This is a genomic window from Rhizobium sp. 862_C5_N1_2 (assembly GCF_051811205.1).
Taxonomy (GTDB): Bacteria; Pseudomonadota; Alphaproteobacteria; order Rhizobiales; family Rhizobiaceae; genus Rhizobium; species Rhizobium leguminosarum.
This window is the reverse complement of record NZ_JBPWPT010000001.1, coordinates 107,432-125,799: the sequence shown is the minus strand read 5'-3', so window position 1 is coordinate 125,799 and position 18,368 is coordinate 107,432. Positions and strand designations below refer to the sequence as shown.

23 protein-coding genes are annotated in these 18,368 nt (G+C 59.3%); 9 read left to right on the top strand and 14 right to left on the bottom strand.

The genetic code is table 11. The annotated features are described in order from the left end of the window. Nucleotides 1–146: 146 nt before the first annotated feature. Entirely contained in the window at nucleotides 147–1,424 is a 1,278-nt protein-coding gene (locus ACD590_RS00640; RefSeq protein WP_439001953.1) for an alpha/beta hydrolase, read from the bottom strand. Between the two features lie 199 nt (nucleotides 1,425–1,623). On the opposite strand from ACD590_RS00640, the gene ACD590_RS00635 reads away from it, so the two are divergent. Then, a complete protein-coding gene (locus tag ACD590_RS00635; RefSeq protein WP_439001952.1) occupies nucleotides 1,624–2,007 on the top strand; it encodes a hypothetical protein in 384 nt (127 codons plus the stop codon). Between the two features lie 419 nt (nucleotides 2,008–2,426). On the opposite strand, the gene ACD590_RS00630 is transcribed toward ACD590_RS00635, so the two are convergent. The 4 genes from ACD590_RS00630 to ACD590_RS00615 all read right to left on the bottom strand — a co-directional run bounded on the left by ACD590_RS00630 (nucleotide 2,427) and on the right by ACD590_RS00615 (nucleotide 5,748). Further along, nucleotides 2,427–3,323: an aldo/keto reductase gene (locus ACD590_RS00630; RefSeq protein WP_439001951.1), complete on the bottom strand. Its 897-nt coding sequence runs from the start codon at nucleotides 3,321–3,323 to the stop codon at nucleotides 2,427–2,429. Between the two features lie 273 nt (nucleotides 3,324–3,596). Continuing rightward, entirely contained in the window at nucleotides 3,597–4,232 is a 636-nt protein-coding gene (locus ACD590_RS00625; protein WP_065275876.1) for a TetR family transcriptional regulator, read from the bottom strand. Nucleotides 4,233–4,251: 19 nt separating this feature from the next. Beyond that, nucleotides 4,252–4,923, bottom strand: a complete 672-nt coding sequence (locus ACD590_RS00620) for a class I SAM-dependent methyltransferase (RefSeq protein ID WP_018447721.1) — start codon at nucleotides 4,921–4,923, stop codon at nucleotides 4,252–4,254. 267 nt (nucleotides 4,924–5,190) lie between these two features. Then, complete coding sequence (locus tag ACD590_RS00615; RefSeq protein ID WP_439001950.1) at nucleotides 5,191–5,748, bottom strand: TetR/AcrR family transcriptional regulator; 558 nt, start codon at nucleotides 5,746–5,748, stop codon at nucleotides 5,191–5,193. A gap of 107 nt (nucleotides 5,749–5,855) precedes the next feature. On the opposite strand from ACD590_RS00615, the gene ACD590_RS00610 reads away from it, so the two are divergent. Beyond that, nucleotides 5,856–6,887: an NADP-dependent oxidoreductase gene (locus ACD590_RS00610; protein ID WP_439001949.1), complete on the top strand. Its 1,032-nt coding sequence runs from the start codon at nucleotides 5,856–5,858 to the stop codon at nucleotides 6,885–6,887. Between the two features lie 5 nt (nucleotides 6,888–6,892). After that, nucleotides 6,893–7,216, top strand: a complete 324-nt coding sequence (locus ACD590_RS00605) for a putative quinol monooxygenase (RefSeq protein WP_018447724.1) — start codon at nucleotides 6,893–6,895, stop codon at nucleotides 7,214–7,216. On the opposite strand, the gene ACD590_RS00600 is transcribed toward ACD590_RS00605, so the two are convergent. From ACD590_RS00600 to ACD590_RS00590, 3 genes are all read right to left on the bottom strand, one after another. Further along, complete coding sequence (locus tag ACD590_RS00600; protein WP_047617188.1) at nucleotides 7,210–7,512, bottom strand: hypothetical protein; 303 nt, start codon at nucleotides 7,510–7,512, stop codon at nucleotides 7,210–7,212. The two genes, ACD590_RS00605 and ACD590_RS00600, sit on opposite strands and share 7 nt — an antisense overlap. A 154-nt stretch (nucleotides 7,513–7,666) precedes the next feature. Continuing rightward, nucleotides 7,667–8,038: a cell surface protein gene (locus ACD590_RS00595; RefSeq protein WP_065275879.1), complete on the bottom strand. Its 372-nt coding sequence runs from the start codon at nucleotides 8,036–8,038 to the stop codon at nucleotides 7,667–7,669. 191 nt (nucleotides 8,039–8,229) lie between these two features. After that, nucleotides 8,230–8,550, bottom strand: coding sequence for a hypothetical protein (locus ACD590_RS00590; protein ID WP_026188598.1), 321 nt, complete (start codon nucleotides 8,548–8,550; stop codon nucleotides 8,230–8,232). Nucleotides 8,551–8,750: 200 nt separating this feature from the next. Here ACD590_RS00590 and ACD590_RS00585 point away from each other — a divergent pair, with 200 nt between their 5' ends. Continuing rightward, nucleotides 8,751–9,452 (top strand): class I SAM-dependent methyltransferase, encoded by a 702-nt coding sequence (locus tag ACD590_RS00585; protein WP_439001948.1) that lies wholly within the window; start codon nucleotides 8,751–8,753, stop codon nucleotides 9,450–9,452. A gap of 86 nt (nucleotides 9,453–9,538) precedes the next feature. On the opposite strand, the gene ACD590_RS00580 is transcribed toward ACD590_RS00585, so the two are convergent. Further along, the gene (locus tag ACD590_RS00580; RefSeq protein ID WP_439001947.1) at nucleotides 9,539–10,126 is read right to left on the bottom strand and encodes a hypothetical protein; all 588 of its coding nucleotides are present in this window, start codon (nucleotides 10,124–10,126) and stop codon (nucleotides 9,539–9,541) included. A gap of 211 nt (nucleotides 10,127–10,337) precedes the next feature. Between ACD590_RS00580 and ACD590_RS00575 the strand changes: the two genes are divergently transcribed. Together ACD590_RS00575 and ACD590_RS00570 are read left to right on the top strand one after the other, a co-directional pair. Next, nucleotides 10,338–10,793, top strand: coding sequence for a hypothetical protein (locus tag ACD590_RS00575; protein ID WP_439001946.1), 456 nt, complete (start codon nucleotides 10,338–10,340; stop codon nucleotides 10,791–10,793). A 187-nt stretch (nucleotides 10,794–10,980) separates the two neighbouring features. Further along, the gene (locus ACD590_RS00570) at nucleotides 10,981–12,456 is read left to right on the top strand and encodes a hypothetical protein (RefSeq protein WP_439001945.1); all 1,476 of its coding nucleotides are present in this window, start codon (nucleotides 10,981–10,983) and stop codon (nucleotides 12,454–12,456) included. 126 nt (nucleotides 12,457–12,582) lie between these two features. Here the strand turns inward: ACD590_RS00570 and ACD590_RS00565 are convergent, their stop codons facing one another. From ACD590_RS00565 to ACD590_RS00550, 4 genes are all read right to left on the bottom strand, one after another. Beyond that, nucleotides 12,583–12,879 carry a hypothetical protein gene (locus ACD590_RS00565; protein WP_439001944.1) on the bottom strand — a complete coding sequence of 99 codons (297 nt, stop codon included), beginning with the start codon at nucleotides 12,877–12,879 and terminating at the stop codon, nucleotides 12,583–12,585. A gap of 28 nt (nucleotides 12,880–12,907) precedes the next feature. Beyond that, nucleotides 12,908–13,090, bottom strand: a complete 183-nt coding sequence (locus tag ACD590_RS00560) for a hypothetical protein (RefSeq protein ID WP_018447731.1) — start codon at nucleotides 13,088–13,090, stop codon at nucleotides 12,908–12,910. Nucleotides 13,091–13,188: 98 nt separating this feature from the next. Further along, on the bottom strand, nucleotides 13,189–13,746 hold the full coding sequence (locus tag ACD590_RS00555; RefSeq protein WP_018244560.1) for a sel1 repeat family protein: 558 nt from the start codon (nucleotides 13,744–13,746) through the stop codon (nucleotides 13,189–13,191). Further along, complete coding sequence (locus tag ACD590_RS00550) at nucleotides 13,743–14,543, bottom strand: hypothetical protein (protein WP_439001943.1); 801 nt, start codon at nucleotides 14,541–14,543, stop codon at nucleotides 13,743–13,745. The genes ACD590_RS00555 and ACD590_RS00550 overlap by 4 nt, the downstream gene beginning before the upstream one ends. A gap of 160 nt (nucleotides 14,544–14,703) precedes the next feature. On the opposite strand from ACD590_RS00550, the gene ACD590_RS00545 reads away from it, so the two are divergent. Beyond that, nucleotides 14,704–15,225: a hypothetical protein gene (locus tag ACD590_RS00545; RefSeq protein ID WP_018244558.1), complete on the top strand. Its 522-nt coding sequence runs from the start codon at nucleotides 14,704–14,706 to the stop codon at nucleotides 15,223–15,225. Nucleotides 15,226–15,396: 171 nt separating this feature from the next. After that, nucleotides 15,397–15,642 carry a DUF982 domain-containing protein gene (locus ACD590_RS00540; protein WP_003588894.1) on the top strand — a complete coding sequence of 82 codons (246 nt, stop codon included), beginning with the start codon at nucleotides 15,397–15,399 and terminating at the stop codon, nucleotides 15,640–15,642. A gap of 648 nt (nucleotides 15,643–16,290) precedes the next feature. Here the strand turns inward: ACD590_RS00540 and ACD590_RS00535 are convergent. Next, entirely contained in the window at nucleotides 16,291–16,743 is a 453-nt protein-coding gene (locus ACD590_RS00535; RefSeq protein WP_439001942.1) for a hypothetical protein, read from the bottom strand. A 267-nt stretch (nucleotides 16,744–17,010) separates the two neighbouring features. Here ACD590_RS00535 and ACD590_RS00530 point away from each other — a divergent pair, with 267 nt between their 5' ends. After that, a complete protein-coding gene (locus ACD590_RS00530; protein WP_439001941.1) occupies nucleotides 17,011–18,360 on the top strand; it encodes a tyrosine-type recombinase/integrase in 1,350 nt (449 codons plus the stop codon). Nucleotides 18,361–18,368 lie beyond the last annotated feature (8 nt).

The window sequence follows — 18,368 nt, the reverse complement described above, 5'->3', positions numbered from 1 at the left end:
TCGTGAATCTGATATATCACATCAAGATGCGATGCCTAGAGAATTTCCGTTTTCTCCGAATTACGGGAAATTCCCTATCTCTTTGGTTTTCGCAGTTCCGAAACGCAAAACCGCTGTGCACTTTTGCTGGAATTGCTCTGTGGAATTTATTGGCTTTCCGGCAGGCTGGCACCGACGCTGTCGCCGACCGAACCGACGGTGTTGTTCATCGACTGGCCGAGACGCTTCAGCTGGGCGTCGTAGTTGCGCCGGGTGCGCGGATCGAAGATCGCAATCGGCGTGCTGACGGCAACACTGACGGCACTTCCGGCAGTCTGGGCAGCGCCCATCGCCACCGCGCCGACGGCCTCGCCGAGCCCGACATTGGAATCGGTGATCGCCTGGCCGGCAATCAGCCGGTCGCCGATCAGCTTCACCACCTCGGGGCTTTCGGCGAACTTGCCGTGGTTCAGCCGGTCGCCGCCCTTGAGCTTGGTGAGATCGAGCACGGTGATGCCGGCCGCCTCGAGCTTGCTGCGATAGGGTTCGACCGAGGGATCGATCTGGCCGAGCCGGTCGACATTGCCGGAGATGCGCCGCGACAGCGCCAAAGCCCGGTCGTCCTGCGAAACGAAGATGGTGAAGTGCGGCCTTTCCTTGCCGAGGCTCGCGAACTGGCGGCCGAAGACGTCGACATCGAGATCCGGCGAGGCGAGGATGACATTGTTGATCTTCGAGGCGACATGACCGTTGCGGATCGCCATCTGCCGCAGCGCTTCGACGGTGAGCCAGGTGCCCATCGAATGGGCCATGATGGTGACGTCGCTGACAGCAGGATTGGCGGCGGTGCGGGTCAACAATTCCTCCAGCGCGTCGCGGGAATAGTTGGTGCTTTCCTTGTCGTAATTATAATCGAAGATGCTGCCGCGCGAGGGCCAGGTGAAGACGACGGGTGCGACGTCGGCATGCGAATCATGGACGATCTGCGCGAAGCGGTAGACGGCATCCTCATAACGATTGTTGAAGCCGTGGACGAAGACCAGCACCCGGCGGCTCTTCGGCATATGGGTCTTCAGCCAGGTCTCGCCGGCCCGCTCGCCGTCCAGCGGATCGACCGAAACGGTGACGAAGTCGCGCAGCGGATCGGCCGGCAGGCGGCTTGGCCATTGCACCTGGCCGACCTTGCGATTGGCTTCCGGCGGAATGGAGACGTCGACGGCATTGACGGCGAGGCCAGTACCGCGTTCGCCGGAGAAAAGCACGGCGGGATTGTCGTCGGCAGCGCGCGTCGTGGCGACGAGAAGATCGACCTTCGAGGTGCCCGGGGCGACGGTGCCGGCCGCCTGCATGACACCAACCGGCCTGCCGCCGCAGCCGGCGAGCACCATCGTTGCAACCAGAAGACCTGTCAGAGCCGCGCGCGAGGCGCGCCTTTTGCCGATCATGACCAAACTCCAATCGGTTCACGCACCGGACAGGCGGCGCCCGTTCAAATAGTCCGACGAGGCTTGCCGAGTCAAACCGCGGGAGGTGGACAAGAGCTTTCCTGTGAGAACCGCTGCGCGCTTTTGCTGGAATTGCTCCTGAAACTTTCGGCTGTCCACGGCGTTTTGTCCGATCACATTCAATCGATGGATCAGGGTGATGAAGTTGCTCGCGATCACAGGCTTATCGACATTGATGCTGATGCCTTCTCTGGGCTCGACGGAGACGCTCGGCGAGGCCGACATCCGCCGCGACATCATTGGCAAGACGGTCTACCTCTCCACACCGCTTGGCGGTGAACTGCCACTGATCTTCCGTTCTTCCGGCAAGGTCGACGGCAACGGCCAGGCGATCGGTCTCGGCCGCTATGTCAAGCCAAGCGATACCGGCCAATGGTGGATCGACGCCAACCGCCTCTGCCAGAAATTCCAGAGCTGGAACAAGGGCAAGCAGATGTGCTTCGAACTCGAACGCGCCGGCGCCAACAAGGTCAAATGGACCCGGGACAACGGCAAAAGCGGCGTTGCCCGTATTGGCAATTGATCGATTCGACGTGGGAGAAAACAGACTTGCAGGAAAAGAAAAAAGCCCGACGCGGGAGGAGGTGCGCCGGGCTCTTGATCCTGACTGACAACTGGGAGGAGGAGTGTTGTCAGTCCGATGTAAGAGCGCTGGGAGGAGGAGTGCGCTGCTTACGAAGATAGTGATACCCAATTCTTTTGAGTCGGAATAGCGAAAATACCGCAATGCAGCAATGCACTGGGCGCAATGCTTGCCCTCAAAATAACAGGCCACCGCCTCATTTTGCAGCATGTTTGACCGGATGGTCAAAATTGTGCCGAAAATTGCGGCCTCGCGGATCGCCGATGGCTTGCCCCGCATCCGCCTGCCGGCACCAACCGGGGTCGAGCCACGGGTCTCGACCCGGTAAGGTTAGGGTGAGGGGCGGCTGTCAGCACCCGTCAAGCAGCCTTGAAGAGCTTCCGACCTTCGGCGTCGAGGGCGGAGAATTCCTCGTTCGAGAGGGTGATGTCGACGGCTGCGACGTTTTCCTCGAGATGCTTGACCTTGGAGGTGCCGGGGATCGGCAGCATGACCGGGCTGCGCTTCAGCACCCAGGCGAGCGCGATCTGGCTTGGCGCGGCATTGTGCTTTTTGGCGATCGTATCGAGCAGTGAGCCCGGCTTGGCGAGGTCGCCGGCGGCCAGCGGGTACCATGGGATGAAGCCGATATTATGCTTGGCGCAGCAATCGAGCACGTCCTCGCTGGTGCGATCGACGAGATTGTAGCGGTTCTGGACGGTCGCGACCTTGAAGTACTTCGAGGCGGCTTCAATGTCGGCAACGGACACTTCGCTCAGACCCGCATGGCGGATGAGGCCGCTATCGAGCAGCGATTTGATCGCATCGAACTGTTCCTTGGCTGGCACCTTCTGATCGATCCTATGAAGCTGCCAGAGATCGATCTGCTCGAGCCCAAGATTGCGCAGGCTCTTATGCGCCTGCTGGATCAGATATTCCGGACGGCCGACGGGCAGCCAGATATCGGGACCGTGGCGGGTCAGGCCGCCCTTGGTGGCGATGATCGACTTGCCGCCATAGGGATGCAGCGCTTCCTTGATCAGCCATTCGGAGACATCGGGGCCGTAGGAATCGGCCGTATCGATGAAGTTGACGCCGAGTTCCGGCAGGCGCTTCAGCGTGCGGATGGATTCGGCATGATCGGCCGGTTCGCCCCAGATGCCCTTGCCGGTGACGCGCATGGCGCCGAAACCGAGACGGTTGACCTCGATCTCGCCGCCGATCTTGAAGGTGCCTGACTTCGCTGCGTTGTAGTTGGCTGCGGTGTAACTGGACATGGTCTTTCCTCTCTTGGTCAATAGATCATTGAAAGTCGGTGGAATGGTCGGAGATGCCTGGGCTTTTGGAGACGTCTTCGGACGCGAATGCCTGCCCTGATCGAAAGTGATGCTGGCATGGTGATGACCCGCCCATCGAGATGATAAATGAGAATGTGGTCGCTGCGACGCTTGCAGATATAGGATGGCACCGCGGGGATAACAGTGACGGCGATGAAAACATTACCGGCCACTGGTGCGCGGGCGTGCACGCTGATCCTCAGGCGACGTACGTCAAAGCCTGGTCTTCGCCTGGTCGCCGAACTCCGCCAGCATCTTCCAGAGGTCGGCGAAGATCTCCCGGGCGAAATCCTGCGGCGAGGCGCCCGGCGGGCGTTGCTGCCAGAGTTCGCCACCGACGCGCAGCGCACCGATGACGATCGCCGCAAGGAGGCGCATGCGCGACCGCTGCTCTGGATCATTTCCTCTGCGCAGCAGCAGCGCCTCGGCGAGCTTCTGTTCGAGCTTGGCGTATTTCAGCTGGTCGCGGGCTTTCAGCGCCGGCGTGCAACGGATGAGTTCGCCAAGCGCCAGGCCGCGCTCGTCGACGGAGGCGATGACGGTTGCGGTGATTGCCGCCTCGACCGCCTCGACGGAAGATTCATCTGCAGGCCTCGCGGCGATTGCCGCCATCAGCCGATCGGCAAAGCTATCCTGCCAGGCGAAAACCACCTCTTCCTTGGAGGGGAAATAATCGAAGAAACTACGCTTGGAGACATCGGCCGCTTCGGTGATGTCCTCGATGGTCGTGGCGTCGAAGCCGCGCTGGAGAAACAGGGTCATCGCAGCGTTTTCGATGCGCTCGCGCGTCTGCCGACGCTTGCGTTCCCGCCTGCCTTCCGTGGTCTCCGTCCGCTTGTTCTCAGCCATTCCGGCCCGGCATCATCGTTCAGCCGCCGGTTTCGTTGGAAAAGGCGGCGACGTCGTCGATTTCGGTGTCGCTCTGGCGATAGCTGATGCGCTCGCTCGACAATTCCAGCGGCTTGCGGCGCGAAATCCGGTAGACGGAGGCCGGCGGCAGGTTGCGCACCGTGCCGCCGATGCGCACCGCCTTCAAGCCGAGACGGTCGAGGATCGGCCGCGACACCGGGCAGCGCGGACCATAGGTAAACTGATAAACCGCCCCGCCCGGCCGCATATAGGCGAAGGCGCCAGCCATGATCGAGGTGATCTTGCGCGGCGACATGGACAAAAGCGGCAGGCCGCTGACAACTGCGCCGACCGGTTCGCCTTCGAAAATATCGGCATGGGAGAGATGGGCGGCATCCATTTGTAACACGCGCGCCGTCGGGAACCGCGCCTGCAGCGAATTGATGAACTCCGGGCCATACTCGATCAGGGTCAGATCCGCCTCACTGACGCCGCGCGCCAACAGCGCACGGGTGAAGACGCCGGTTCCCGGGCCGAGTTCGATGATCGGACCGTCGAGTGCGGCAATTTCACTGGTCATGATCCTGGCAAGCGAATCCCCCGACGGCGCGATGGCCGCGACCCGAAGCGGGTTGCTGATCCAGGAGCGGAAAAAATGCAGGAAATCGGAGCATGCGGCCTTTGCAGTCATGACTATCCCACCTGTCTGAAATTCGATTGATTATGAAATGCGACCATCGCGGCGAGCATGGCAATTCCAAGGCAGACGCGTCAATCGCTCTTCGCTGCGGCTTTTCGCAACACCCACTGTCACCAGTTTGCACGATTCTGTACTTATTGCATTTTTGCATTCGACGCAACATTTGTGCCGCAAATGCGAGAGGATGACTGCCATCGTTGCAGCCACCGATCATCCCGTCGCCTGTCGGTCGCCGAGATCGAACGGATTTCAGGCTGGTCATCGCACTTTGCCCGTCAGGATCGCGCTCGAGATGATGTCGAACAGATGATCCGCGCGTGGGGCGAGCGAAGGCTGGTCGCCGATCCATGCCAATGCTCCGACCATTGCAAACAGATCCGTCCCGTCCATGTTGGATCGCGCCACGCCTTCGGCCTGGGCGCGGACAAGCAGGCGCGTCCCGGCTGCTTTCATGGTGACGCAGGAGGCATGAAGCGCGGAGCCTTCGTCGGCGATCGCGGCGACCATCGCGGCAATGGCACCACTATAATGATGCGCCATAGCGACGACCTCCCGCAGCCAGATCACCAGAGCGGCATCGGGCTCGTTCGACGTTTCGAGTGCGTGCGCCCTTTCCTTCAGCGCGTCGAAGCCGTTGCGGAGAAGCGCCTCCAGCAGCGCCTCCCGCGTCGGAAAGTGGCGGTACAGCGTCCCATCCCCCACCCCCGCTTTGCGGGCAATGTCGCGCAGCGAGGCATCGGCACCTCCTCCCGTCAGCAGTTCGCGGGCAACGGCGAGGATGTGATCGTAGTTCTTTTTCGCGTCGGCTCTCATCATACCTCTTGACAAGCGGGGCAGTGCTCCGCTTAAACGGGGCGGCGCTCCGAATAAACCGGGGCAGCGCTCCGAATTCAATAGCACATCTGTCCTGATGGAGAAAAGCGATGTCGGGTGAAACAATGAAAGCGATCCGGATTCATGCCTTTGGCGGCCCCGAGGTGCTGCGCTACGAGGACGCGCCGAAGCCTGAGCCGAAGCCGGGAGAGGTCCTTGTTCGCGTGCACGCTATCGGCATCAATCCTCCCGACTGGTACCTGCGCGATGGCTATAGGGCGCTTCCGCCGGAATGGCGGCCGCAGGTGCCGTTCCCGATAATTCTGGGCACGGATGTGTCAGGTGTCGTCGAGGCGGTCGCCGACGATGTCGTGGGTTTCTCCGTCGGCGACGAGGTCTACTCCATGGTTCGATTCTTCAGTGTCGGGGAAAGCAGGGCCTATGCCGAGTATGTCAGCGTGCCGGCGTCGGATCTTGCCCTCAAGCCTGCCGGCATCGATCACGTGCATGCCGCCGGCGCGCCGATGTCGCTGCTCACCGCGTGGCAGTTCATGATCGAACTGGGGCACAACGAGCCCAATCCGCTTCAGCCCAACATGCATCAGCCGGTACCGCTCAAGGGCAAGACCGTGCTCGTCAACGGGGCCGCGGGCGGCGTCGGGCATTTCGCGGTGCAGATCGCCAAACTGAGAGGTGCTGATGTCATCGCCGTGGCATCGGGCAAACATGAGCCCCTCTTGCTCGAACTCGGCGCCAACGCATTCATCGATTACACCAGAACGCCACCCGAGAACGTCGCGCATGACATTGACCTTGTCATCGACGCGCTTGGCGGGCCGACATCAGGTCGCTTCCTGCGCACGCTGAAGCGCGGCGGCGCATTGTTCCCGGTGTACCCCTTGGGCTTTGCCGGTGCCGAGGATGCCGAGAAGCTGGGCGTCACGGTCTCGGCAACCCAGGTCCGGTCGAGCGGGGCCCAGCTGACGGACGTCGGCCGCTTGCTCGATGACGGGACGATCCGCGTCGTCATAGACAGCACCTACCCGCTCGCCGAGGCTCGCAAGGCGCACGAACGCGCCGCCAAAGGCCACATCCAAGGCAAGATCGTGCTCACGGTCATGCCATTGAAGAAGGGGGCGTAACAAGCATGCTTATCCTCATGGGCTACATCCACCTTGATCCGTCCGACCTTCATGATTTCGTCACCGACGTTGAGGCGATCAGCCTCGGCACGAGAACTGAAGAGGGATGCCTCTTTTACGGCATTGTCCTGGAGGACGGGCCGACCGGACGCTTTCTGGTCGCTCAGCGCTGGCAGGATCGGGAATCATTGACGGCCCATCTTGAGAGAGGCGAGACCCTGGCATTTCTGGAGACCTGGAGGGACAGGATGAAAGTCGATCTGCAAGCCTATGACGTTCTGGAAGAACGGCCGCTCGCGATGGCGAACGGCCGAGCGTCTCGTCAGTAATTGCAGCTGGAGCTGCTCGTCGGGTTGAAGCCGAGCTTGCAATCCATGTTGAGCGGCTTCTTCGGGTTCATCATATAATGTGTCGAGCCCGTGGTTTCCGAGGCGCGCTCGCCGATCGAACCGGTCGTGCGCCTGTCGTGCTGCACCGTGGTTTCTTGCTGGGCAACCGGACGCGTGGCTGCACCCTGCTCCGTCGCGCTCGACTGGAGGGGAGCTGCCGTGGCCGAGAAGGCCGAGAGGCCGAGGATTGCGCCGAAGGCAGCGGCCATCAGGCCGTGCTTGAAAGTCGTGGTCATGATCGTCTCCTTGGGAGGATTCGTGGAATTTACGCCCCGGAGTTAGGAAGGCGATCTGTCACATACTACGGTGCCAAAGCGGGGGTCACGGACATGTGAGCGGCGGCCCGATCGAGAAAAAGGCGGCTCATCGCCGCCTCTTTCATTTGCCGGCTCAATAGCCGTTGTCACAGGGCATGCTACCGGGGCCGATCGATCCAGAAAACGTAGGGTTGCACATTTCCGGAGCTGCCGGCCTGTTCACCGGCGGGCGGACGATGGAGCCCGTGGTGCCGGCCTCGACGCCGAAAGCGGCAAGTGGATACCAGTAGCCATCGGAATGGCGCCGGGTGCCGGGGCGCTCGGTGCGGAAGCCCTGATAGCCATGCCAGGACCCGGCATGTGGTTTATATTGCACCATTTTCACGTCCGAGACAGTTGGCGGGGAACCCGTCTGGGCGGGTGCGGCTCGCGCGGGGACAATCGACGCGAGGGCGAGAAGGGCGCCGAGTGCGGCGGTGGAAGGGGTGAGCCTGAGCATCTTCATGATAAACCCTCCTTACTGGATTTATCTCGAGAGAATGCCTTTCCCAGGTGTGGAGTTCCGCGGCTCACATGCAGTTCCAAAACTCGTGATTGCAGGCGATCCGGCGTGACTAAATCGCCGAAAAACGTGAAAAGTCGCGATCAGGAAGAGGGCTCAAACGGCGCTGGTGAGGAAAGCTGAATTCTCTGTTCTCAATTCGCGTATAATGTCCGGTAGCCCTGGCCGGAGAGGCAGGCGACATATTGCCGATGGGCGGCGGCGCGCGCCGTCGTTTCGGCCTCCAGCTCATCGGCCCCGGCATATCCGGTCAGCTGGGCGCGCAGCTGATACTGCTTCCTCGCCTCGTCATACATGGCGTTGCCGTCAGTCATGCACAGGCCGTGCGCAACAGCAGGCGGATTGACCGGCACGCCGACCGCCAGGAGTACGGGATCATTGGCGTGGTCGATGCAGCCGGCAAGGCCCGTCATCATCGCCAGGGCAGCCAGAGCCCGAATAATTCCCACCGTCATGCATTCCTCCGGCTGAAGCGCCTCAAAGATCATCAGACCTGCGGATACATCAGGAAGGTTGCGCGAAACTAGGCTGACGAGTTGCCTGCCAATTCCGACCAGACGGCGCCACTCAACTAGATATGTTTAAAATATTGCTAAAATATTATATTAATGCTTACTTATAGTCGTAAACGCTAATCTTTCAGGAGGGAAAGATTATGGCTTCGCCGTGGGTAAACGACGCGCTGTCGCACGCACAATCAGCGTTTTCCAGCAAGACCGACACAAATATCCTTGAGGTTGGAGGTGGCTCTCGCACGCATATCCCCTTGCAAGGAGCGAGATATACCGTTGTCGATATCTCCAAGGAGCAGCTGGAGAAGAACAAGGACGCCGCTGAGCGGATCCTCGGCGATGCTCAAACCATCGACTATGGAGATCGCCGCTTCGACGCCTGCGTCTTCTGGGACGTTCTCGAGCATTTGGAAAGCCCGCGCTCTGCCTTGTTGAGAGCCCATGACACCCTGTCTCCCGGTGGTCTGGTGTTCGTCAAGGGTCCGATCCTGAACTCAGCCAAGGGGATCTTCACCGATCTGACACCCTGGTGGACCCACGTCTTGTTCTATCGCTACGTGCTCGGGCAGAAAAACGCCGGAAAACCGGGCTATGCCCCCTTCCGCGTCGAGCACGCCGCGGAGGCATCCCATTCGGAGATTGCAGGAACATTGAAGGAGCTCGGCATGGATGTCGTCTTCGTCGGCGAGTATGTGTCGACGCAGGTGCACGCGCTCAAGGACCGAATTCCCCCGCTTTATTGGCTCTATGAAGCTTTCGGCCTTCTGCTTCGCACGACTTCGGCTGGGAAGATCGGGGGTCGGGAGACGGAGTTCCTGATCGTGGCAAAGTGTCTTCGTCAGTAACTCCCCACCAAGATCTATATAGCACTTCGGAATCCCGAAATTGGTTGCGACATTGAAATCATTCAACGTTTCTCGCTGTCGATACCTCACGAAGCGCGGCGGATTTCGGAATCCCGAAGCGGGGGAATTTCGGGATTCCGAAGTGGGATTTTTTTCTTCCTGCCGACGCGCCCGCGTTTGTCGGCGGCAATCTTGCGGTCGGTCTCGGACCATTTCCGGCACCTTTCCGTCGTGCATCGCTTCCACTCGTCGGTGGGTGGTGCACCTTCATGGTCACCGACAAAAGTCAGCGTGAACCGGTTGGGATGGGCGACACCGCTGCCCGCCCGGCCGCGGCGAACTTTTATCAGCCCCTTATATTCGAGCTCATCGATTGCATCGGCCACATATTCGCCGGTCACGCCGTAAGACACGAACTGAGGATGGGTCACGACAAGCTTGCCGTTTTCCAAGGCGGCGTGCGACGCGTGCTCGATGACGATGCGGAAGAAGGCGCGGCAGGCATTCGCACTCAATGTCGTGAAGGCCGCAGATTCCAGCAACTGAATGGTGAACCATTGCCAGCGAAGGCTACCGTCATCCGTCCGGCTCGGCGGAGCGATATGCTTGCGCACCATCGCCCGCGTCTTTCCCTGACTGGTTCGACTTTTGTCGCGAGGGTTGAATTCCGCCATCAGCCCCTCGCCCGTGTTGTCGATCGGTATCCGCCCGCCCTCCGGAGCCTGTTGCGGGAACTCCGTTCATGCAGCGCGTGACGGCCAAAGCTCGTCCACACCATCATCTCATCTCTGAGAAAAAATTTGCTCAACATCTGACAGTCCATGGTTGCAATGGCGGCAAACCTAGCGCAAGAACGATCCATGAACTAGGAAAATATTCTTAGTTATGATCTTCTATTATCCAGTCCCTTCTGCTAGGATCCCTGCAATGAATCTCGGGGGTAGAAGCACGATGCGAATAAGCGGTATGGGGGAGAAGAGCGTGGTCGTTTGCATCCGGCGATTGTCGGCATTGCTTTCGATCTTACTGGCAAGCGCTGTCCAAGCCTTTCCCTGCGATCAGACCATCGTGCTGTCCAACTGGAAGTCTTGCCAGGTCGCCCCCTTGAGCGATGAGGGTGGCGCCGCTGATTGGAAGGCGGTGCCTGAATGGACCCGCGACAAAGCCATAAGCCCCTATTTCTTGAATGATCCGCGTGCGCTGGCAAACCACGGGCTTTGCAACGCCAAATTCCATCGCGTCGTGATCTGCTGGCCGGGATGGGATGAGGGCAATAAGGACGAATGCTCCTATATCATTTGCAACGGCGCGTCGTGGAAAAGAGAATCCGAAGGGGGTTGAGAGAGACCCTATAGCCGAAGAAGCTGAGCCTTGATCTCCTGATCTCAATCTTGAAAACCTGAAGCAGTTTCGCGCAAAACGATTATTGCGGCAACGGCACTACCCATCCTCTTCATATGCAAATATGCTCGCGGGCCGGCAGCCGGACGGCGCCCCACAACCCTCAATGTTCAGAGGCCCTGCACGCATGACATCACCGCACTGGAAGAGATTTGCCTGGTTTTGCCTGTGCCTCACACTCTCCCATCCGGCGTGGTCTGCCGGCGGCATCGAGATCCCGGGCTACGCACCGGCGATGGGTGTCGAGCGCAGCTACCGCGTTCAAAAAGCGACCGAGACCGATATGTCGTTCTGGTTCGACAAGCCAGGCGCCTCGGCCATGACGATGCGCGGCGCGTTTCGCCAGCGCATGACGGTCCTGTCTCGGGATGAAGACGGCATGCGGGTCCGCTGGTCCCTCAGTGCCGACTTGCCGGAAGGCATTGCGGGTCTTGCCGATAGCTATCAGATGAACCCGCTTTATCGGAATTCCCTCACGGCCTATGGCACCACTGCGCTCGAACTCGAAACCGACCTGAACGGCAACCCGCGCGATCTCTCCGGTGTCGATCAGATCGTGGCGCATATGCGGGCGATGGCGGCCAATGGACTCGGCGGTATCCCTGCCGCGCGGGAAAGCGGGCTCTATGACATCATCGCCAAGATCGAGGCAAACCCTCTTCAAATTGTGGTCGCCTTGGTGCCGGAGGCGCAACTGCTTGCCACAGGGCAATCCTATCAGGCGGAGACCATGGAGATTGGTCGGGCTTCGGCGACCTCGCGAGACGAAGATTATGGCGGCGTCAATGTCCCGGTGACGTCGACCTGGACCCTGGAATCGACCGACGCAACCGCACACACGGCAACACTTTCGCTGTCGGAGGAAGCTGATGCCGCAGCATTCAGCCAGTCGCAGCAGCCGGCGATCGCAAAGCTGATGAACGGTTTTGCCGAGCGGGCAAAGAACCTGACCGCCGATCAGCTGGCTTCCGTCAAACGCGCCAGCAAGAGCCGCAGCGTCGAGCTCGTGGTGTCCCTGGACGATGGTTCGACGCACGAAGCGTCGGAGATCGTAACCGTTGAGGCAGGAGGGACGACCTTGCGCACGTACACCCACATCCAACGCGAGGATATGCCGGCCAGCTTGCAGCTTCCCGCTGTGCTGACGGCAAAAGACTTGCAGACGCCCGATTTGCATATCGAGCCGCTGCCATCAGCCAAGGCCGGGCCGGGCATCCTGGATGAGTTTTCGACACCGCCTGCCCCACCAACGGCATCGCAAGATACGACCGTTGCTGCAGACAATGACGCGGCCAAGGCGATCGCGCCTGTCTCGCTTGAGGTGAAGAGTGCGGAGGTAAGCCTGTCGCCCTCCTACGATCATGGCCTGAATATCGTGCTCACCCCGGAAAGTGCTGCCAAATTCCGCGATTTCACGCAGGCGGTATTGGGGCGGCAAACGCAGATGCTGATCAACGACAAGGTCGTCATGGAACCCTGGATGAGGGAGCCGATCGTGGATGGTCGCATCGTGCTGGCGGGAACGGACAGGAAAGATTTGGAAGCGATGGCGGAACAGTTGAGGGTTCCCGGGGCCAGGATTCTCGTCCGGTTACGCCCATGAGGGCGCCACCTGTGTCGTCCGCGTTCCGAGCGGCATCATCGGCCGCGCCCTGGTGAGCTGCCCCTTCATCTCAGCAGCGGGGTCGGTCGCCGACCGCAAAATAAAAAGGGTGAACGACGCCGGGCTTCAATCCTTCGCTTCAGGGATCAGACGTATCAGCGTTCCGTCACTCGCCGCAGCGCTGATTGCCGTTGCGATCTGCCGGAGCGGTCCACGCGCGACGAGCATCTCTGGCGATGGGTGTTTTCCGGGACCCGGATCGATAAAGGCCGAACACTGGTGATCCGAGTCGAGCATCGCCATGAATGATGTGGCGACTATTGTTTCGCCGCAGGCGGCGCAGCGAAGAATGTAGGAACCGCGGTGGACGATCGATTCTGTTTTGTCCAATCCGCACGCGGTGCAGGCCACCATATTGGTCATTGCTTCACCCCAGCGTGAGCACGCGCCTCTAGGAGGCGGCGGCCAGAACGATGGCGATGGCGAGCAGCAAGGGACCCATCCACTTGAAGTGGCGAACCACCGGCGGCCGGTTGGCCGGATTGCCGGGAAACGGCAGATATCCAAAGCCGACGGACGCCATCCACAGGCCGGCACAAAACATGATGATTTCATCGATATAGGCTGCGATCATTGGCTCTCCTCCCTGCAAAAGGCGCCGCGACAATCTCTGTCTTTGGTTTTGCGCATGTCACGGTCGCTAAACCGCTGCACAGTTTTGCGCGACATGCTTTAGCGAAGCCGTTCATCATATGAATCGGCACGGGCCAGACGGAACAGATCGGGATAGACACCCAACCATAGAAACAAACCCTGGAGTCGTGTCCCGAAGCGCTTGTGCCCTTTCATCATTCGAAACGCCACATCGCGTTTCGCGAACAGGTGGCCGCTATCGGCTGCTTCCAACAGAATCTCGTCGGCTTCGTCGGCATATCGCGCCAAATGGGGATGCGCCTCGATCGTCCTGTATTGCCAATAGAGCGACGATATAGGGTAATGGCGATCTTTCCGGAACCATTCCAGCGCGAGTTGGGCGCGTCCCGCGTCGAAATGGCTGAGCCCAAGAGGATTTGCAGCGGACTCGTCTCCGCCGTCATAGGCCAGCTGGTAGTGGTGAAGCGATCGATCTCTATCCTTTCGAACAGCGTGGCCATACCAATACATCCAACCAAGCACTCCATGAGCCCAGGCAGATCCGGCATTTGCGGCCTCCTCCAGAAGAGGGAGGGCTTCTTTATAACGCTTCTGTTTGTACAATTGTTGGGCCATCTCCTCATTGGACGCAGTCATGTCAGCATCGCTCCGATCAGTAGAACTGCCTCTCTGACGTCCGGGCCGTCACGCATGTCGAGCCGACCCACCAGCTTTCGCCCCAATTTCTGCCACCGGTCGATATGGGTGTCATAGCCAGTTCCCGAAACCAGCCACGATCCGCTTGCGCCCAAGACGATGGATTTGCGGCGCCTGGCTGCCTCCTCGGTGACCATGATCCACTCGCAGAGACCGAGAAGTGCTGCGTCGTTCCATTGGCGCCTGCTGCCGAGCGCGAACCACAGCATGGCCAGTCCGAAGAAGGGGATTTCTCCCGCTTCATGTTCGGGCAGGCGCGGAATAAGCCAGGATAACAGCGACAGAACCTCATCCTCGACGTCCAACCCGAGCGCTTCCAGGCTGCCGACCAAGCTTATGAGTGTCTGGTTGCTGCCATAAGAAGCACCCGCGTTGCGCGGATCGCCATAGGAGACGAGGAGAACCGTGCACGCGAACGCGCACTGCCTCGATAGTCTCGCCGCCATGCCGGGATCCTGTTGTTCGGGTTCAGACCACCGGGTCAGTTCCAGAACCTCACGGGGATGCCATTTCAATGGCGAGGGCAATTCGCACAGCCGGACGATGTCAACGAGTTGGGTGAGATGTTCATGGGTGTCGTTGCCGTAGTCAGCACGCGCGATGCTCTGCAGATCGTCTTCATCCAGCAGGCTAGCCGTGGCCTTGAGAAGAGACTTTGGATCGCTTGGTGAAATCGATGGAGCATTGCCTGCGATGCCCTGAAATTTGGCGATTTGCGCCTGGGTGAGTGACGTCATTTAAATTTCCGTCTCCACCGCCACCTTCCGCTAAACATTTGGCAGCCCTTTCGAAAATGTCGAGAGGTAAACTTAAGGTAGCACAATTGCTTCGAATCCCCTAAGCATCCGGATGCATTGCACGACTACCAACCCGCTACAGCATTCTCAGGAATATTCCATGCACAACGCTCAATTCATTCGTTACGCCGCCTTCTCTGCGTGCGTCGCTTTTGCGGCATTTCAGGCCGGACCGGTTCTTGCCGATTCGGCCAATGACAAATTCTTTGACGCAGCCCTTTGTAAGCCACCCTATACGATGACATCGGCAATGAAGATCTATGATGTCGTGGAAGCTCTGGCCAAGCCGGACACGTCATCCTTGGGCGCGGCGATCTACAAACTCCCGAACCAGATAGACCGCGACGGCTTTAAGTCGACCGAGATTTTCTTTGCAAGCAACGCTGTTGGCGTCTTGATCGAGGGCGAGCGCGCTGACGATCTGGCCTTGAAATACGGTTTGAAGCCGGAGACCTCCGATCTGCTCGGCACAGCCACCAAGGGCTATTCGCGCGAGCTGCCGGCAGATCTGCAGCCGGAACCCGGAATGGCCGGCCCCGGAAAGGTCTCCATCGTTGCCCGCCAAGGCGACGCCCTGCCAGGCAAAACCTTGCTGGCGTGTGAATTCGTGCAGGAATTCTAGGAGGCTCCGCATAAGCGCGTAAAACGGCGGCACGAAACCCCTTTCGAAAAGCATATCCCAGCAATTCACTGATTAAGAAAAGCATCTCGTTCATCCCTTCACCTCGCCACGCTGGATCAACCGCGCTATGTGAGCAGCCTACAGAGAGCACGCAGCGGAGATCCTGAGATCATGCAGACCATTTGGAAGAAACCGGTGACGCTCGCCCTTGAGGGCCCGGATCAGTGGGTGGTGATCCAGACGACCCAGGCCGCAACATGGGCGCTGGTTGAGGACTGGCCGACCGAAGAGGGTCCCGCCTTGGATAGGGCTTGTGCGGTTTGCGCGGATGTGATGTCGGGCAAACGAAACCGGGAAGAGGCGCGGCAGGCGTTCATCGAAGCGGCGATCGAAGCCGGAATCCCGATCAAGGAATGAGGCCACATGCCTGGTTTATTGTTCGGCTTGGTGCCTCCACGAAGGAAGCGCGACGCGGCGGCTTCCAGCGAGCGATGACCGCAGCGTCGGCGCTGTTCATCGTCTTATATCGCACAAGCAAGGCCTGGCCGGGCACCTCTCGTCTCGTTGTCGAATTGAGATTTCACAGAGACGGAATTTAAAAAGCTTTTACCCAGCTCGGGCACGTAATGCCGCCAGTGCCCACCGGAGAGGATGAAACTGCAACCACATCTTTATTGCTGGCGCACTATGATACGCGCAGCCTTAGCGCTATCAGCGGCACGCAGTGTCATTGCTGCGTCCTGCTTCTATACGTTATCGGCAGAATGAATTTCCCAGTACATGCCGCCCATTGTAGGGCGTTCAAAGCATTCAAGGGTGCACGATCCGCGTGCTAGATCATCCTTTAACATTCCCGCTAAGTTGTCGCAGACATCGACCCCCGGATCGCCATGAAGATAATGGGTCAATACTCTGAGATTGCCACTCACTAGACGCAGGTTCGCAGCACTGTTTGCCGCAATGGAGAACAAGGCGGCCATCGGTCCATCAACTCCAAGAGGGAAATTGTCCGGACTGATTTGCCAATCACATGATACGAATTGGGCTCCTTCACCGTCGCGCAGCTCATCGCGAATCAACGCGTGCAAAGTGCATGAGATAAATGACGGATGCGGCTTGAACGGTAGAGATGGTAAAGTTCGGGCCGGACGCTAGGCCGACGATCGTCACTTGTTGTCCCGAAACACGTAGGTTCTGATCGAGACCCATTTGGGCAATCAACTCGGGCAAGGAATCAATTATTGTTCCGCCCTGAACGCTTAGCCCAAGGGCGAAGACGCTGCTACCCGCCAACACCATGGGAAACTGCCGACGAAACTCGCTTCGGTAACGATCGGCGCGCCTTGCCGCCCATTTCCGCAATTTCTTTCTTTGTGGATTTAGCAACGGTCCAAGCGTCTCGCCCCAACCCCACTGTTCGGCGCTGACAGACACCAGAAGAGCGGAAGTGTGCCAAACGTCACGATGATTGGGTATTTCTTGAGGACTGTGGTCCATGGAGGCAATGAGCATAGTCACTGCGAGCGCCTCATACTGGCCCTTATTTGCCACCCACAATCGCTATAAAGAATGGCGCACCCGAAGAGATTCGAACTCCTGACCCCCAGATTCGTAGCTTCATTTTTGGCCTTTCACCGAGTGTCCTGCTCTTGCATGGCCTTGCATTAAACAACTGATTTCTTTTGCATATTCCATTATTGAATTTCACGGTGTATCTTCCCATTTGAACACACGGTGGTGACTCGGTGGCGACTCGAGGCGCTATTGCGATCGAGGAGAGAACAAATGCCGACCATCAAACTTGCCCGAAGAACCATCGCCGCAATCGTCCCCGACAGAAAAGTTGTTACCTACTGGGATAGCGACTTGGCTGGATTTGGACTGCGCGTATTTCCAACGGGCAAAGCGTCATGGATTTGCGAATACCGCGCCGGGGCTGGTGGGCGCGGCGCCGTCAAGCGTAGGCTCACCCTTGGTCCTGCCGACGAGACGATGACGCCTGAGGCTGCGCGTTCAGCAGCAAAAGACGTGCTGGCCCGTGTGCGCCTCGGCGCAGACCCGGCCGCCGAGCGGGCTGAAGAGCGCGCGGGGGAATCGGTTAAAGACATAGCCGAAGCTTGGTTTAAACGGCACATTACTGCAAAAAGGAAAGCCAGCACGGCGGCGCACTACCGGCAGGTCCTTGAGACGCACATCTATCCCCGCATTGGCACTAAGCGTGCTGTTGCGCTCACGCGCCAAGACATTGCCCGCCTGCACAGCGACATTGCCGAAAAAGAGAAGCATCCCCGCAATGCGACCGCAAAGAAACGGGCATCGAAAACAACGCAACGGGGCGGCAAGTACGTTGCCAACCAGGCGCTCAGGATTTTGTCGTCGATTTTCAATTGGGCCGTCGACACCGGGTTCGTCCCAGAAGAGCATCGCAACCCTGCCGCGCGCATCGAAAAGTTCGAAGAATTTGGCCGCGAGCGTTTCCTGTCACGCGAGGAACTTGCGCACCTCGGCGCCGCTGTTCACGAGGCCGAGACCAGCGGCATCGAATGGGATGTCGATGAGACGAAGCCCAATGCAAAACACATCCCGAAGTTGCGTCGTACGATGATCCCGGTGCATGTCGCCGCGGCGCTACGGCTCCTTATCTTTACAGGTATGCGGCTGCGCGAAGTCCTACACTTGGAATGGTCGCATTTTGATCGGGACCGACGTCTGCTGCTTCTGCCCGATTCAAAAACTGGCAAGAAAGCCGTCGTTCTGTCCGATGCAGCGTTCGAAATTCTTTCTGGCCTGCCGCGCATCGGCCGCTATGTGATCGCATCCGAGAGTGCTGGCCAGCCCGACGAAAAGCCACGCGCTGACCTGAAGAAACCATGGCGCCTGGTTACTCAGCGAGCCGGTCTGGCGGGACTTCGGGTTCACGATCTGCGCCATTCCTTTGCCTCGTTTGGCGCCGGTGGCGGACTTGGCCTGCCGTTGATCGGCGGTCTCCTGGGTCACGCTGATCCAAAGACCACGGCGCGATATGCACATCTTGCCACCGATCCGCTCCGCCAAGCTGCCAACATCATTGCCGGATCGATCGCGCTTTCGTTTGATGGCAATGCCAACGTCGTGCCGTTCCGCAAAGAAGCTTAGCGTTCAAT

Coding starts and splice junctions, on each gene's coding strand:
- ACD590_RS00635 (WP_439001952.1), top strand. CDS start 1,624: ATGAAGTTGCTCGCGATCACAGGCTTATCGACATTGATGCTGATGCCT.
- ACD590_RS00530 (WP_439001941.1), top strand. CDS start 17,011: ATGCCGACCATCAAACTTGCCCGAAGAACCATCGCCGCAATCGTCCCC.
- ACD590_RS00560 (WP_018447731.1), bottom strand. CDS start 13,090: ATGATCGCAGCCTATATCGATGAAATCATCATGTTTTGTGCCGGCCTG.
- ACD590_RS00545 (WP_018244558.1), top strand. CDS start 14,704: ATGCACAACGCTCAATTCATTCGTTACGCCGCCTTCTCTGCGTGCGTC.
- ACD590_RS00575 (WP_439001946.1), top strand. CDS start 10,338: ATGATCTTCTATTATCCAGTCCCTTCTGCTAGGATCCCTGCAATGAAT.
- ACD590_RS00610 (WP_439001949.1), top strand. CDS start 5,856: ATGTCGGGTGAAACAATGAAAGCGATCCGGATTCATGCCTTTGGCGGC.
- ACD590_RS00605 (WP_018447724.1), top strand. CDS start 6,893: ATGCTTATCCTCATGGGCTACATCCACCTTGATCCGTCCGACCTTCAT.
- ACD590_RS00600 (WP_047617188.1), bottom strand. CDS start 7,512: ATGACCACGACTTTCAAGCACGGCCTGATGGCCGCTGCCTTCGGCGCA.
- ACD590_RS00615 (WP_439001950.1), bottom strand. CDS start 5,748: ATGATGAGAGCCGACGCGAAAAAGAACTACGATCACATCCTCGCCGTT.
- ACD590_RS00630 (WP_439001951.1), bottom strand. CDS start 3,323: ATGTCCAGTTACACCGCAGCCAACTACAACGCAGCGAAGTCAGGCACC.
- ACD590_RS00625 (WP_065275876.1), bottom strand. CDS start 4,232: ATGGCTGAGAACAAGCGGACGGAGACCACGGAAGGCAGGCGGGAACGC.
- ACD590_RS00550 (WP_439001943.1), bottom strand. CDS start 14,543: ATGACGTCACTCACCCAGGCGCAAATCGCCAAATTTCAGGGCATCGCA.
- ACD590_RS00590 (WP_026188598.1), bottom strand. CDS start 8,550: ATGACGGTGGGAATTATTCGGGCTCTGGCTGCCCTGGCGATGATGACG.
- ACD590_RS00540 (WP_003588894.1), top strand. CDS start 15,397: ATGCAGACCATTTGGAAGAAACCGGTGACGCTCGCCCTTGAGGGCCCG.
- ACD590_RS00570 (WP_439001945.1), top strand. CDS start 10,981: ATGACATCACCGCACTGGAAGAGATTTGCCTGGTTTTGCCTGTGCCTC.
- ACD590_RS00640 (WP_439001953.1), bottom strand. CDS start 1,424: ATGATCGGCAAAAGGCGCGCCTCGCGCGCGGCTCTGACAGGTCTTCTG.
- ACD590_RS00555 (WP_018244560.1), bottom strand. CDS start 13,746: ATGACTGCGTCCAATGAGGAGATGGCCCAACAATTGTACAAACAGAAG.
- ACD590_RS00565 (WP_439001944.1), bottom strand. CDS start 12,879: ATGACCAATATGGTGGCCTGCACCGCGTGCGGATTGGACAAAACAGAA.
- ACD590_RS00595 (WP_065275879.1), bottom strand. CDS start 8,038: ATGAAGATGCTCAGGCTCACCCCTTCCACCGCCGCACTCGGCGCCCTT.
- ACD590_RS00620 (WP_018447721.1), bottom strand. CDS start 4,923: ATGACTGCAAAGGCCGCATGCTCCGATTTCCTGCATTTTTTCCGCTCC.
- ACD590_RS00585 (WP_439001948.1), top strand. CDS start 8,751: ATGGCTTCGCCGTGGGTAAACGACGCGCTGTCGCACGCACAATCAGCG.
- ACD590_RS00580 (WP_439001947.1), bottom strand. CDS start 10,126: ATGGCGGAATTCAACCCTCGCGACAAAAGTCGAACCAGTCAGGGAAAG.